Source organism: Acidovorax sp. (genome assembly GCF_021287135.1).
In the GTDB taxonomy this organism is placed as follows: Bacteria; Pseudomonadota; Gammaproteobacteria; order Burkholderiales; family Burkholderiaceae_C; genus Acidovorax.
Window position 1 is genome coordinate 1 of the sequence record NZ_JAJTBB010000043.1, and the last position, 12661, is coordinate 12661.

The 12661-nt window shown below is 66.7% G+C and carries 13 protein-coding genes and 1 pseudogene; 6 read left to right on the forward strand and 8 right to left on the reverse strand.

The annotated features are described in order from the left end of the window. Positions 1-373, forward strand: a pseudogene (locus tag LWW96_RS10605) (methyl-accepting chemotaxis protein); the annotation flags it as partial. A gap of 170 nt (positions 374-543) precedes the next feature. On the opposite strand, the gene LWW96_RS10610 reads toward LWW96_RS10605, so the two are convergent. Next, positions 544-1377 carry an alpha/beta hydrolase gene (locus LWW96_RS10610; RefSeq protein WP_291486737.1) on the reverse strand — a complete coding sequence of 278 codons (834 nt, stop codon included), beginning with the start codon at positions 1375-1377 and terminating at the stop codon, positions 544-546. Positions 1378-1537: 160 nt separating this feature from the next. Continuing rightward, positions 1538-2893 (reverse strand): GNAT family N-acetyltransferase, encoded by a 1356-nt coding sequence (locus LWW96_RS10615; RefSeq protein ID WP_291486739.1) that lies wholly within the window; start codon positions 2891-2893, stop codon positions 1538-1540. A gap of 80 nt (positions 2894-2973) precedes the next feature. Between LWW96_RS10615 and LWW96_RS10620 the strand changes: the two genes are divergently transcribed. After that, on the forward strand, positions 2974-4632 hold the full coding sequence (locus LWW96_RS10620; protein ID WP_291486741.1) for an NAD+ synthase: 1659 nt from the start codon (positions 2974-2976) through the stop codon (positions 4630-4632). A gap of 92 nt (positions 4633-4724) precedes the next feature. Beyond that, the gene (locus tag LWW96_RS10625) at positions 4725-5063 is read left to right on the forward strand and encodes a P-II family nitrogen regulator (protein ID WP_291486743.1); all 339 of its coding nucleotides are present in this window, start codon (positions 4725-4727) and stop codon (positions 5061-5063) included. 156 nt (positions 5064-5219) lie between these two features. Here the strand turns inward: LWW96_RS10625 and LWW96_RS10630 are convergent, their stop codons facing one another. From LWW96_RS10630 to LWW96_RS10655, 6 genes are all read right to left on the reverse strand, one after another. Then, the gene (locus LWW96_RS10630) at positions 5220-5825 is read right to left on the reverse strand and encodes a TIGR00730 family Rossman fold protein (RefSeq protein WP_291486745.1); all 606 of its coding nucleotides are present in this window, start codon (positions 5823-5825) and stop codon (positions 5220-5222) included. After that, positions 5818-6228, reverse strand: coding sequence for a diacylglycerol kinase (locus LWW96_RS10635; RefSeq protein WP_291486747.1), 411 nt, complete (start codon positions 6226-6228; stop codon positions 5818-5820). Before LWW96_RS10635 ends, LWW96_RS10630 begins: the two co-directional genes overlap by 8 nt. Positions 6229-6291: 63 nt before the next feature. Then, the gene (locus tag LWW96_RS10640) at positions 6292-6846 is read right to left on the reverse strand and encodes an RDD family protein (protein ID WP_291486749.1); all 555 of its coding nucleotides are present in this window, start codon (positions 6844-6846) and stop codon (positions 6292-6294) included. 72 nt (positions 6847-6918) lie between these two features. Beyond that, positions 6919-7809, reverse strand: a complete 891-nt coding sequence (locus LWW96_RS10645) for a DUF3106 domain-containing protein (protein ID WP_291486751.1) — start codon at positions 7807-7809, stop codon at positions 6919-6921. Positions 7810-7833: 24 nt separating this feature from the next. Then, complete coding sequence (locus tag LWW96_RS10650; protein WP_291486753.1) at positions 7834-8292, reverse strand: DUF3619 family protein; 459 nt, start codon at positions 8290-8292, stop codon at positions 7834-7836. Then, complete coding sequence (locus LWW96_RS10655) at positions 8289-8858, reverse strand: RNA polymerase sigma factor (protein ID WP_291486761.1); 570 nt, start codon at positions 8856-8858, stop codon at positions 8289-8291. Before LWW96_RS10655 ends, LWW96_RS10650 begins: the two co-directional genes overlap by 4 nt. A 306-nt stretch (positions 8859-9164) precedes the next feature. On the opposite strand from LWW96_RS10655, the gene LWW96_RS10660 reads away from it, so the two are divergent. The 3 genes from LWW96_RS10660 to ilvC form a co-directional block, all read left to right on the forward strand. Continuing rightward, positions 9165-10958 carry an acetolactate synthase 3 catalytic subunit gene (locus LWW96_RS10660; RefSeq protein ID WP_291486755.1) on the forward strand — a complete coding sequence of 598 codons (1794 nt, stop codon included), beginning with the start codon at positions 9165-9167 and terminating at the stop codon, positions 10956-10958. A 145-nt stretch (positions 10959-11103) separates the two neighbouring features. Next, positions 11104-11595, forward strand: a complete 492-nt coding sequence (ilvN, locus tag LWW96_RS10665; RefSeq protein ID WP_184862540.1) for an acetolactate synthase small subunit — start codon at positions 11104-11106, stop codon at positions 11593-11595. Between the two features lie 61 nt (positions 11596-11656). Continuing rightward, positions 11657-12661, forward strand: a 1005-nt coding sequence (gene ilvC / locus LWW96_RS10670; protein ID WP_291486759.1) for a ketol-acid reductoisomerase, incomplete at its 3' end; no start/stop codon positions are given.

Below are 12661 nucleotides of genomic sequence, written 5' to 3' on the forward strand. Positions count from 1 at the left end.
CAGCGCAGCCAGCAGCGAGCAAAGCGCGGGCGTGGGCCAAGTGGGCGAAGCGGTGACGCAGATGGACCAGGCCACGCAGCAGAACGCGGCGCTGGTGGAAGAGATGGCGGCTGCGGCCGGGGCGCTGAACACGCAGGCGGGCGAGCTGGTGCAGGCCGTGGCCGTGTTCCGGCTGGATGCCCAGCAGGCAGCGGTGGCAGTGGCGGCCCGCCCGCCCGCGCAGCCGCCGGTCGCGCGCCCGTCCGTCCGGCTGCAAACTGCGCCGGCCGCGGTGCGCCCTCCGGCCAAGCTCGGCGCACCGGCGGCGGCGCGTCCCGCTCCGGCATCAGCCCGCACGCCTGGCCCGCCCGCGGATGAATGGGAGAGTTTTTGACGGATGGGACCTGTTGAGGTGCGGGCAAGCCGTCAACGGATTTTGGATAAAAATGGCCTGTACAGGCCGTCCAGCAAGCGCAAGAAGCTATCAAAAAGTGAGCGAAGCGCTCGGTGAACCGCGCGGGCCCGGTCGGCGGCGCCCGGCGGCGTCTCGGCGGGCCGGCTGATTCAGCGGTGGGGGTCGGGAAACACCAGCCCCAGGCCGGGCAGCCGCGGGCGTTCGAACGGCCGCCAGGTGCCGGGTTCCGCCAGGGGCTGGCCCAGCCGGTCGGCCACCGCCCACCAGGCGCTGGGGTTCAGGCCGATGCCGAAGTGGCTGGCCACCACCTCGATGTTCTCCGTGTGCGGGTTGTGTGCGGCCGGGGTCTGGATGCTGCCGCGCCAGGCCACCACGCCGTCTGTGCGCGAAAAAATGCTGGTGGTGGGCACGGGCGGGGCTTCTGGCAGGTTGTAGTGCTCGGTCTCGCGCTCGATGTCCCGGCCGCTGGCGAACTGGTAGATGCGCCAGGCATTGGTGGAGGTGTGCGGCCCGGCAAAGGGCGTGCCCAGCGTGATGACGCAGCGCACGCACTCGGGCATCTCCTTGGCCAGCTCGCGGGCGTAGATGCCGCCCAGGCTCCAGCCCACCAGGCTGACCTTGCCGCCGCTGGCCTCGCTGGCCTCATGCACCTGGCGCTTGGCGTTTTCCAGCACGCCCTCGCGCGGGCCCAGGTTCAGCCCCTGGCCCCAGCCCAGCGTCTCGTAGTTGCGCGAGTCCAGGTAACGCCGCAAGGGGGCGGTGGTGGCGTCGCCCGCCGTGAGCCCGGGGAAGACGATCACGGTGTGGCCATCTCCCAGCGGTGCCCGCTGCAGCACGGGCCAGGCCGGCAGCACCGCCCCAAACTCCCAGGGGGCGCGCAGCTCCAGTGCCATCAGGGGCAGGCCCGGCGCAGGCATGGGAGCGGAACTGGGGGCGGAACTGGGGGCGGGGTGGGACGGCGGTTTGCGGCGGAACAGGGCCATGGGGAAGATCCATCATCAGCAGGGTCGAGGACACCGGAGGGCGGCCGGCCAGTCCGTGGCACGGTAGCACTTTTTCCCCGCCGGGCTGGCTGCGGGAATGGAGCCAGCTCTCCAATCGACGTCCGCATCTGCAAGCTGCCTGCGCTGCCCGCGCCGTAGTTCAGCCGGCCCGGAAGGGGCTGCGGCGGTGCAGATCTTCCAGGTAGTGCTGGACCCCCTGGGTTTCGCGGTCCAGAAAGCGTTCCACGGCATCGGCGAACGCCGGGTGCGCCAGCCAGTGGGCGCTGCACGTCTGCACGGGCAGCAGCGCGCGGGCCATCTTGTGCTCGCCCTGGGCGCCCCCTTCAAAACGGTCCACGCCGTGTTCGATGCACCACTGCAACGGCTGGTAGTAGCAGGCCTCGAAGTGCAGGCAGTCCACCCGCTCCAGGGCGCCCCAGTAGCGGCCATAGGCCACCAGTTCCTGGCCATTTTGGCCTCCAGCGCTTTGTGGTGCCGCGCTAAGCGCTATTAAACTGCTAGCAATCGGCCGCCCGTCCCGTTCGGCCACGAACAGCAGCCACGCCTCGGGCAGGTGGGCTGCCATGCGCGCAAAGAAATCCCGCGTGAGGTAGGGCGGGTTGCCATGCTCCAGGTAGGTGCGTTCGTAGCAGCGGTAGAAAAAGTCCCAGTCGGCGGCGCAGATGTCCGTGCCGCGCGCCCAGCGAAACGTCACCCCCGCCTCGGCCACGCGAAGGCGCTCCTGCCGGATCTTCTTGCGCTTGTCCTGTGCGAGGGTGGCGAGAAAGTGCTCGAAGTTCTCAAACCGCGCCCCCGAGCCGCCGCCGGGCCGCCCCAAGGCGGGGAGCGTCCCCTCGGGGGGCAGCGAGGACACGGCAGTGCCGAGCGTGGGGGCCTCCGAGCCGCCGCCGGGCCGCCCCAAGGCGGCGAGCGCCCCCTCGGGGGGCAGCGAGGACACGCCAGTGCCGAGCGTGGGGGCCACATTCTTCCAATGAAACTGCACGGTCTGCCGTTGCATCCAGGCTTGGGAGCCGCTGGCCTGCAGGTCCGCGTCGCTGGCAAACAGCAGGTGCGCCGAAGAGATGCCTTCGTCCTCGCACCACTGCTGCACCGCCCGCAGCAGCAGGGCGCGGGTGGCGGCGTCGCGCGCCAGCAGGCGGCTGCCGGGCACGGGCGTGAATGGCACGGCGATCACCGCCTTGGGGTAGTAGGGCACGCCGTGCTGTTCGTGGGCGCTGGCCCAGGCCCAGTCGAACACGTATTCGCCGTAGGAATGGCTTTTCAGGTACAGCGGGCAGGCGCCGACCAGGGTGTCTGCCTCCCACAAGGTCATGAAGCGCGGCGCCCAGCCGGTGCGGGGGGTGGCGCTGCCGCTCTCCTCCAGGGCCGCCAGGTATTCGTGCCGCACAAAGGGCGTCGGATGGCTTTGGCGCGCCAGCAGGGCGTTCCACGCGGCGGCGTCCACCTCCAGCACGGAGGGGAGCACGCGGGCGATAATGGCAGCTTCCTCAGCCATGCGTCCTCCCGCTGCGCCCACCGTGGTGCGCGCCGGCGCTGGCCGTATCCAACCCGGCCGCAGGGGCCGACTCCTGTTCCATGACGCTCTCCATTTGCACAGCGCAGCTCAATTTTGTGGTGGGCGATATGCCCGGGAATGCGCAGAAGATCATTGCCGCCGCCCGCGAGGCTTATGCCCAGGGCGCCCGGTTGCTGCTCACGCCCGAGCTGGCCGTCTGCGGCTACGCGGCCGAAGACCTGTTCCTGCGTCCCGCCTTCATCGCGGCCTGTGATGATGCCGTGAAAACCGTGGCCCGCGAGACTGCGGGGTTGAAGGGCCTGGCCATCGTGCTGGGCCACCCGCAGGCCGTAACGCCGGGTGCGCCGGCCTTCAGCGCCTGCTTCAACGCCGCCAGCGTGCTGCGCGACGGCCAGGTGGAGCAGACCTATGCCAAGCGCGAGCTGCCCAACTACCAGGTGTTCGACGAGCGCCGCTACTTCGTTGCCGGCGACAAGCCCTGCGTGTTCGAGGTGGAGGGCGTGCGGGTGGGCGTGCTGGTCTGCGAGGACGCCTGGTTTGCCGAGCCCGCGCGCAGCACGGCGGCCGCGGGCGCCCAGTTGCTGGCCGTCATCAATGCCTCGCCCTTTCACCTGGGCAAGAGCGCCGAGCGCGAGGCCACCATGCGCGAGCGCGTGGCCGAAACGGGCCTGCCGCTGGTATATGCCCACCTGGTCGGCGGCCAGGACGAGGTGGTGTTCGAAGGCCGCTCGTTTGCGCTGAATGCCGACGGCTCCGTAGCGGGCCGGGGGCCGGGATTTGAAGAAAAACTGGTGTTTGCGCGCGTCCATACAGCGCAAGCAGCTATCAAAATTGAAGCAGATGTGGCCCCGGAGAAGAGTCTGGAGGCCGACCTGTGGGACGCGCTGGTACTGGGCGTGCGTGACTACGTGGGCAAGAACGGCTTTCCTGGCGCGGTGCTGGGCCTGTCGGGCGGCATCGATTCGGCCCTGGTGCTGGCCATTGCGGTGGACGCACTGGGTGCCGACAAGGTGCGCACGGTGATGATGCCGTCGCCCTACACGGCCGACATCAGCTGGATCGACGCGCGCGACATGGCCGAGCGCCTGGGCGTGCGCTACGACGAGATTTCCATCAAGCCGCAGTTCGAGGCTTTCCAGGCCGCGCTGGCCAGCGATTTCACGGGCCTGCCCGAAGACACGACCGAGGAGAACCTGCAGGCGCGCATCCGCGGCACGCTGCTGATGGCCTTGTCCAACAAGTTCGGCTCCATCGTGCTCACCACGGGCAACAAGAGCGAGATGTCCACCGGCTACTGCACGCTGTACGGCGACATGGCGGGCGGCTTTGCCGTCATCAAGGACGTGGCCAAGACGCGGGTGTTCGACCTGGCCCGCTGGCGCAATGCGAACGACCCCTACGGCACGGGCGCCAACCCGATCCCGGAGCGCATCATCACCCGCGCGCCCAGCGCCGAATTGCGCCCAGACCAGAAGGACCAGGACAGCCTGCCGCCCTATGAGGTGCTGGACGCCATCGTGGCGCGCTACATGGAAAACGACGAGCCGATCGAATCCATCATCGCCAGCGGCTTTGCCCGCGCCGATGTCGAGCGCGTCACACGCCTCATCAAGCTCAATGAATACAAGCGCCGCCAGGCGCCTGTAGGGATACGCGTCACGCGCCGCAGCTTCGGCAAGGACTGGCGTTACCCTATCACCAACAAGTTTCGCGCCTGACAGGCCGTGCAACCCCCGGGCCACCGTGCCTGGGCTGCGCTGGACGGGCGTGACGGCTTCTTGTTCTTATCTGTATTTACTGGAGACCCGCCATGAAAATGATCACCGCTGTCATCAAGCCCTTCAAGCTCGAAGAGGTCCGCGAAGCCCTCGCCGAGTGCGGCGTGACCGGCCTCACCGTCACCGAGGTGAAGGGCTTTGGCCGCCAGAAGGGCCATACCGAGCTGTACCGTGGCGCCGAGTACGTGGTCGACTTTCTGCCCAAGGTGAAGGTCGAGGTCGTGGTGAAGACCGAAGACGTGGACCGCTGCGTGGATGCCATCGTCAGCGTGGCGCGCACGGGCAAGATCGGCGACGGCAAGATTTTCGTGACCTCGGTGGAGCGCGTGGTGCGCATCCGCACGGGGGACCTGGACGACGCGGCTGTGTAATGACTCCCCCCTGAGCGGCTTTGCCGCTTCCCCCCGCTCTCGCTACGCTGCGCTGCGCGGGCAGGGGGACGACGCCCTCGCTGCGGGGCGGCCCTTGCTCGGCGTCCCTCGCCGGGGTCGCGCCAGTTTCGGAGGGCCTGAGGCCACCGGGTCTAGTCAGATCACCGATCGCAGCGGGACAGGGGCCTGGTCGGGACCGGCGTCCTGCACCAGCGTGCGCAGCAGGGCTTCGGCGTCGGTGGCGGCATGCAGCAGGCCCATCTGCCATTCGCCCATGAGGCCGCTGGCCACGCTGTGGTTCAGGAAACCCAGCAGGGCGTCGTAGTAGCCCGCCACATTGAGCAGCCCTACGGGCTTGTCGTGGTAGCCGAGCTGGCGCCACGTCCACACCTCAAACAGCTCTTCAAAGGTGCCAATACCGCCCGGCAGGGCCACAAAGGCATCGCTGCGCTCGGCCATCATGGCCTTGCGCTCGTGCATGGTCTGCACGATGTGCAGCTCATCGCACTGGCGGTTGGCCAGTTCCTTGTCCACCAGCGCCTGCGGGATGACGCCCACCACGCGGCCTCCGGCCTGTCGAGTGGCCTCGGCCACCGTGCCCATCAGGCCGCTGCGGCCGCCACCATAGACGAGCTGGCCGCCATGGCGGCCGATCCAACTGCCCACGGCCCGTGCCGCATCGGCAAAGGCCGGGTTCTCCCCGGGCCGCGAGCCACAGTAGACGCAGACGGAGAAAGCCACGGAAACGGCGGATTCAGCCATGGAAAAACCTTTGGAAAAGAGCACCAAACCAGATGCCGCCGCACAGCAGCAGCGCCAGCAGCACGGCGGCGCTGCCCATGTCCTTGGCACGCTTGGACAGGTCATGCCACTCCGGGCCGATGCGGTCGATGGCGGTTTCGATGCCGGTGTTGAGCAACTCCACAATCATCACCAGCAGGACCGAGCCCGCCAGCAGCGCCACCTCCACCCAGCTGGTGCCCAGCCACAGCGAGGCCGGCAGCAGCACCACGGCGGCGATGGCTTCCTGGCGAAACGCCTTCTCGCCCCAGCCGGCGCGCAAGCCTTCCAGGGAATAGCCAGTGGCGTGCCAGATGCGGCTCAGGCCCGACCGGGCTTTTTGGGGGTTGACGGGTGCCAGGGGCTCGGAAGGGGGAAGCGGCATGGTGGGGGGCATTGTCTCCCAGCCGCGTGACAGCTTGCGCGTGTGCTGCTGGGGTGGGCTGCGCTATTTTTTGGGAGGAAGCTCGTGGTGCACCAGGCGGGTGCCCGCCAAGGCGTCGTGCCAGAACTGGCCTTCGGGGTGAAAGCGGCTCAGGATGGCCCAGATCGCCACCCAGCCGCCCAGCAGCACCAGCACCTCCAGGGCGGGCACCCCGAACAGGTAGGCTGCCAAGGGAGGAAGAAACCACACCCAGCTGAGCACGTAGCGCAGCAGCGCCCGCGCCTGGCTGATGGGGCGCCCGGCGGTGTCCACCACGCGGATGTGCCATGTCTTTTGCGCCAGCGTCTGGCCCTTGGCCCAGAACCAGGTGAAATAAATGCCGAACACCACGAAGAGGAACGCTTGCAGTGCATGGCGGTTGTCCATGGCGTTGCGGGTCTGGCTCAAAGTGCCGAACAGGTAGCCGGCAATGAACACCACGCCGAACAGGAGCATGCCCTCGTACAGCCAGCAGGCCATGCGGCGCCCCAGGTGCGGGGCGGGTACCCGCGGGCTCGGGGCGGAGGCCGGTGCGGCAGGGCTCCCCGGGCGGGCGGTCGTGGGAGGGCGTACGGTCATTCCGGGGGTGTTCCTGAGGGGCGAAGGCTGCTACCTAAAACCGAATCTGAAGCGCAAACCCGTCGGGGCGGGTTATTGGGGGTACAGGCCGGAATTGTCGGGGGTTACCGGCGGAGGCGGCACCTCGGCCGAGGCGGCTCCCAGCGGCGGGAGCGCCGCAGGCACGGCCACAGGCGCCGAGATGGGGGCGGTTTCCACCACCGCTGCGGACGCCGGGTTCTGCGGCGCGGCGCCAGAGGCGGCCGGAGCCGTGGGGGAGGGTGCCACGGGCGCTGCGATCCGCGGGGCGCCCAGGTCCAGCACGGGCGGAATCTTGGGGATGTTGGGCCGGCTCGGGTTGGCCTGCGTGGCGGCCGGCACCTGGGCCAGCTTCTTGGGCGAGACGGGATGCAAGGCGGTTGCCGCGCCCTTGGGCTTGGGCGCAGCACGGGCCGCCAGGGCGCGTTTTTCTTCGTCCGAGAGCGCCTGGTACGCCTCCCATTGGGCGCGTTTGTCGTCGGGCGCCAGCCGGTTGGTGACCGCATAGTTCAGCCGGGCCTGGGTGCGCTGCTGCGCGCTCAGGTTGGCCCAGTCGGTCATGCGGTCGTGGAACTTGGCTTGCTCTTCTTCAGGCAGCGACGAAAACGTGGCGGCCAGCGCAAGCCAGCGGCGCTTTTGCGCTTCACTGATGAGAGCCCAGCGCTCGGCCAAGGGGTACAGCGCCAGCTTCTGGGCGGTGGTGAGTGTTTCCCAGCCCGGCCCGGTTTCCACCTGCGGTGCGGCCGGCACCCCTTGCCCCGGCGGTGTGCGGACGTTGTTGGGGCCGGCTACAGCCGCCTCGGCACCCGCCGGCAGCACGGTGCCGGGGGCCATCCGCATCTGGCCCAGCACTTGCCACCCTTCGGCGGCGAACGCGCCCAAGAGCGCCAAAGCCAGCACGTAGGCTGGCAGGGCGGGGGGAGCGTCGGCGGGGCTTGGTGGCATGCAGTCGGGCGTGTGCGGCAGGACTCAGTGGGTCGCCGCGGCGGTTTTCAGGAATTGTACGAAGCCGGGGTCGGCGTAGGCGGCGGGCGGCAGGTCGTCGGTGAGCAGGGCAGTGTCCACCTCGGCCACATCGTTCACGCTGCTTTCGTCCTGGGCGGTGTTGATCACCACCAGTCCGACCACCAGCGCCATCAGGGGGATGGCCGACACCACGGCGTTCCACCAGCCGCCGCGCTCGTTGCCACTACCGCTGCCCAGGGTGGCAGCGCCGCCCCGGCCATGCATCACCACGGGGGTGGCCAGGCGCACCGGCGCCGGCTCCTTCTTGCGGCGGGCCAGCGCCTGCACCCGCGACGCGCGCAAGCGTTCCGAAATGTCGTAGGGCAGGTCGTCCGTGCCGCCGGACAGCCGCGCCGTGACGCGCAGCGCAAAGCGCTCGGCCGCTGCTTGTGCCTGTGTCGAGGGGGTCTGTGCGGTGTTCATGGCTCGATTCCTTTGGCCTTCAGTGCCTTGCTGAGGGTTTGAATTGCACGAAAACAGTGCGTTTTCACACTGCCTTCCGAGCAACCCATGGCCGCTGCGGTTTCTGCAACATCCATTTCCTCCCAGTAACGCATCAGGAACGCTTCGCGTTGACGTGGAGGCAGCTCGGCGATTTCGGCCTCGATCTCGTGAAAGATCTGGGTCCGCCGCGTATGGTCCTCGGCGCTTTCGGCCGGGTCGCCTTCCTCGGTTCCTGAGTACGCTTCGAGCAGATCAAAATCCGTGCCATCTTCGCCCGGCCCTTCGAAATCGCTCATGCTGGTAAACAGCGCGTTGCGGGTTTTCTGGCGCCGGAACCAGTCGAGCGTGCAGTTGGACAGGATTCGCTGGTACAGCATGGGCAGCTCTGCCGCCGGCTTGTCCCCGTAGTGCTCCGCCAGCTTGAGCATGCTGTCCTGCACGATGTCCAATGCCGCTTCCTCGTTGCGAACGTGGTAGACCGAGCGCTTGAATGCGCGCTTTTCTACGCTCTTGAGGAAATCGGAAAGTTCTTGTTCGGTTGCCAAGACAGGTGAGCCCGGAGAGGGGAACGGCGCCAAGCGCAGTGCAAAGACCTTGTAAAGGTCGGTGCAAAGTGGCCCGGCAAGCCTTTGATTATCGCATTTGCCGCGGTTTTTTTGTAGAGCGGGCACCGTTTTGCGTGTTGCAGTGCGATAATCCCCACTGCAATTCAAAAGGCAAACGGGTCACGGTCCGGCGCGGCAATCATCCCGCCCATGTCCTTGGCCTCAAGTTCCAAGCTGGCTTCACAAGAGCGCGTGCGAGGAGCACCCAAGGTTTTTCGTCAGAGAAATTCGCAAAGGTTGATCATCATGGAAATCTCCAAGGCCGAAATCACTTCGGCAGCCGCTGCCACGCAGGGCTCCTCCGCTTCCGCTGCCGGCCCCCAGGATCTCATGGGCGCGGAAATCCTCATCAAGTCGCTGCAAGCCGAAAACGTCCAGTACATCTGGGGCTACCCGGGCGGCGCGGTGCTGTACATCTACGACGCGCTCTACAAGCAGGACACCATCCAGCACGTGCTGGTGCGGCACGAGCAGGCCGCCGTGCACGCCGCTGACGGCTATGCCCGCGCCACCGGCGAAGTCGGCGTGGCCCTGGTCACCTCCGGCCCCGGCCTGACCAACGCGGTCACGGGCATTGCCACGGCCTACATGGATTCCATTCCCATGGTGATCATCTCCGGCCAGGTGCCCACGCCCGCCATCGGGCTGGACGCCTTCCAGGAGTGCGACACCGTGGGCATCACGCGCCCCATCGTCAAGCACAACTTCCTCGTCAAGGACCCGCGCGACCTGGCCATGACGCTGAAGAAGGCGTTCCACATCGCCCGCACGGGCCGGCCCGGGCCGGTGGTGGTGGACATCCCGAAGGACGTCTCGTTCAAGAAGGTGCCGTACAGCGGCTACCCGCAGAGCGTGGAAATGCGCTCGTACAACCCGGTCCGCAAGGGCCACGGCGGCCAGATCCGCAAGGCACTGCAGCTGCTGCTGTCGGCCAAGCGCCCCTACATCTACACCGGCGGTGGCGTGCTGCTGGGCAATGCCACCCAAGAGCTGCGCACGCTGGTGGATCTGCTGGGCTACCCGGTCACCCACACCCTGATGGGCCTGGGCGCCTACCCGGCCAGCGACCGCAAGTTCCTGGGGATGCTGGGCATGCACGGCACGATCGAGGCCAACAACGCCATGCAGAACTGCGACGTGCTGCTGGCGGTGGGGGCGCGCTTCGATGACCGCGTGATCGGCAATCCCAAGCATTTCTCGCAGAACGATCGCAAGATCATCCACATCGACATCGATCCGTCCTCGATCTCCAAGCGCGTGAAGGTCGATATCCCCATCGTGGGCGACGTGAAGGATGTGCTCACCGAGCTGATTTCCATGGTCCGCGAGAGCAGCACGCGTCCCGACGCGGCAGCCCTGGGCGCCTGGTGGGACACCATCGAGGGCTGGCGCAAGCGCGAATGCCTGAAGTACGACCGGGGCTCCTCCGACGTCATCAAGCCGCAGTACGTCGTCGAGACGCTGTGGAACATGACCAAGGACTCGGACACGTACATCACGTCCGACGTGGGCCAGCACCAGATGTGGGCTGCGCAGTACTACCGCTTTGACGAGCCGCGGCGCTGGATCAACTCGGGCGGCCTGGGCACCATGGGCGTGGGCATTCCCTACGCCATGGGCATCAAGCTGGCCAAGCCCCAGGCGGAGGTGTTCTGCATCACGGGCGAAGGCTCGGTGCAGATGAACATCCAGGAGCTGTCGACCTGCCTGCAGTACAACACGCCGATCAAGATCTGCTCGCTGAACAACCGCTACCTGGGCATGGTGCGCCAGTGGCAGGAGATCGAGTACTCCGGCCGCTACAGCCACAGCTACATGGATGCGCTGCCCAACTTCGTGAAGCTGGCCGAGGCCTACGGCCACGTGGGCCTGCTCATCGAGCGCCCGCAGGACGTGGAACCCGCGCTGCGCGAGGCGCGCAAGCTCAAGGACCGCACGGTGTTCCTGGACTTCCGTACCGACCCCACCGAGAACGTGTTCCCGATGGTGCAGGCCGGCAAGGGCCTGACGGAGATGCTGCTGGGGTCGGAAGACCTTTAAGCCTTCAATGTGCCTGCAGCGCTTGTCTATCAAGCGCTAGCAGCTACAGTTTTAGTAGCAAACCATTTTTGGACGAATCTATTGCCTGCCAAGCCTGGCGCTTACCGGCGCCAGGGGAGGGCAGCAAAAAGAGGAATCTTTCACCATGAAACACATCATTGCCGTTTTGCTGGAGAACGAAGCCGGTGCGCTGTCGCGCGTCGTGGGCCTGTTCTCTGCCCGGGGCTACAACATCGAGTCCCTCACCGTGGCCCCCACGGAGGACCCATCGCTGTCGCGCATGACCATCCAGACCACGGGTTCCGACGACGTGATCGAGCAGATCACCAAGCACCTGAACCGCCTCATCGAGGTGGTGAAGGTGGTCGACCTCACCGAAGGCGCCTACACCGAGCGCGAGCTCATGATGGTGAAGGTGCGCGCGGTGGGCAAGGAGCGCGAGGAGATGAAGCGCATGGCCGACATCTTCCGTGGCCGCATCATCGATGTGACCGAAAAGAGCTACACCATCGAGCTGACTGGCGACCAGTCCAAGAACGACGCTTTCCTGCAAGCCATCGACCGCACGGCGATCCTGGAAACCGTGCGCACGGGTGCCAGCGGCATCGGCCGCGGCGAGCGCATCCTGCGCGTGTAAGACAATCCCCGTTTTCTCACCCACCCTCATTCAACCGAACAAGATTTCAACCGGAGCGACCATGAAAGTTTTCTACGACAAAGACTGTGACCTGAGCCTGATCAAGGGCAAGACCGTTGCCATCATCGGCTATGGCTCGCAGGGCCACGCCCATGCACAAAACCTGAACGACAGCGGTGTGAAGGTCGTGGTCGGCCTGCGCAAGGGCGGCGCTTCGTGGGACAAGGTCGGCAAGGCCGGCCTCACGGTGCTGGAAGTCAACGACGCGGTGAAGTCCGCAGACGTTGTCATGATCCTGCTGCCCGACGAGCAGATCGCCGAGATCTACAAGAACAACGTCGAGCCCAACATCAAGCAAGGCGCTTCGCTGGCGTTTGCCCACGGCTTCAACGTGCACTACAACCAGGTCGTGCCCCGCGCCGACCTGGACGTGTGGATGGTGGCTCCCAAGGCCCCCGGTCACACCGTGCGCAACACCTACACCCAAGGCGGCGGCGTGCCCCACCTGGTCGCTGTGCACCAAGACAAGTCTGGCAAGGCCCGTGACCTGGCCCTGAGCTACGCAGCTGCCAACGGCGGCGGCAAGGCTGGCATCATCGAGACCAACTTCAAGGAAGAAACCGAGACCGATCTGTTCGGCGAACAGGCCGTGCTGTGCGGCGGCGCTGTCGAGCTGATCAAGATGGGTTACGAAACCCTGGTCGAAGCCGGTTACGCTCCCGAGATGGCCTACTTCGAGTGTCTGCACGAGCTCAAGCTCATCGTGGACCTGATCTACGAAGGCGGCATTGCCAACATGAACTACTCGATCTCGAACAACGCCGAGTTCGGCGAGTACGTGACCGGCCCCGAGGTCATCAACGAGCAGTCGCGCGCCGCCATGCGCAATGCCCTCAAGCGCATCCAGAACGGTGACTACGCCAAGATGTTCATCCAGGAAGGCCGCCTGAACTACCCCTCGATGACGGCCCGTCGCCGCAACACGGCCGACCACAGCATCGAAGTGGTGGGTGCCCAGCTGCGCGCCATGATGCCCTGGATCGCCAAGAACAAGCTGGTCGACCAG

Coding starts and splice junctions, on each gene's coding strand:
- LWW96_RS10610 (WP_291486737.1), bottom strand. CDS start 1,377: ATGGCCCTGTTCCGCCGCAAACCGCCGTCCCACCCCGCCCCCAGTTCC.
- LWW96_RS10615 (WP_291486739.1), bottom strand. CDS start 2,893: ATGGCTGAGGAAGCTGCCATTATCGCCCGCGTGCTCCCCTCCGTGCTG.
- LWW96_RS10620 (WP_291486741.1), top strand. CDS start 2,974: ATGACGCTCTCCATTTGCACAGCGCAGCTCAATTTTGTGGTGGGCGAT.
- LWW96_RS10625 (WP_291486743.1), top strand. CDS start 4,725: ATGAAAATGATCACCGCTGTCATCAAGCCCTTCAAGCTCGAAGAGGTC.
- LWW96_RS10630 (WP_291486745.1), bottom strand. CDS start 5,825: ATGGCTGAATCCGCCGTTTCCGTGGCTTTCTCCGTCTGCGTCTACTGT.
- LWW96_RS10635 (WP_291486747.1), bottom strand. CDS start 6,228: ATGCCGCTTCCCCCTTCCGAGCCCCTGGCACCCGTCAACCCCCAAAAA.
- LWW96_RS10640 (WP_291486749.1), bottom strand. CDS start 6,846: ATGACCGTACGCCCTCCCACGACCGCCCGCCCGGGGAGCCCTGCCGCA.
- LWW96_RS10645 (WP_291486751.1), bottom strand. CDS start 7,809: ATGCCACCAAGCCCCGCCGACGCTCCCCCCGCCCTGCCAGCCTACGTG.
- LWW96_RS10650 (WP_291486753.1), bottom strand. CDS start 8,292: ATGAACACCGCACAGACCCCCTCGACACAGGCACAAGCAGCGGCCGAG.
- LWW96_RS10660 (WP_291486755.1), top strand. CDS start 9,165: ATGGAAATCTCCAAGGCCGAAATCACTTCGGCAGCCGCTGCCACGCAG.
- ilvN (WP_184862540.1), top strand. CDS start 11,104: ATGAAACACATCATTGCCGTTTTGCTGGAGAACGAAGCCGGTGCGCTG.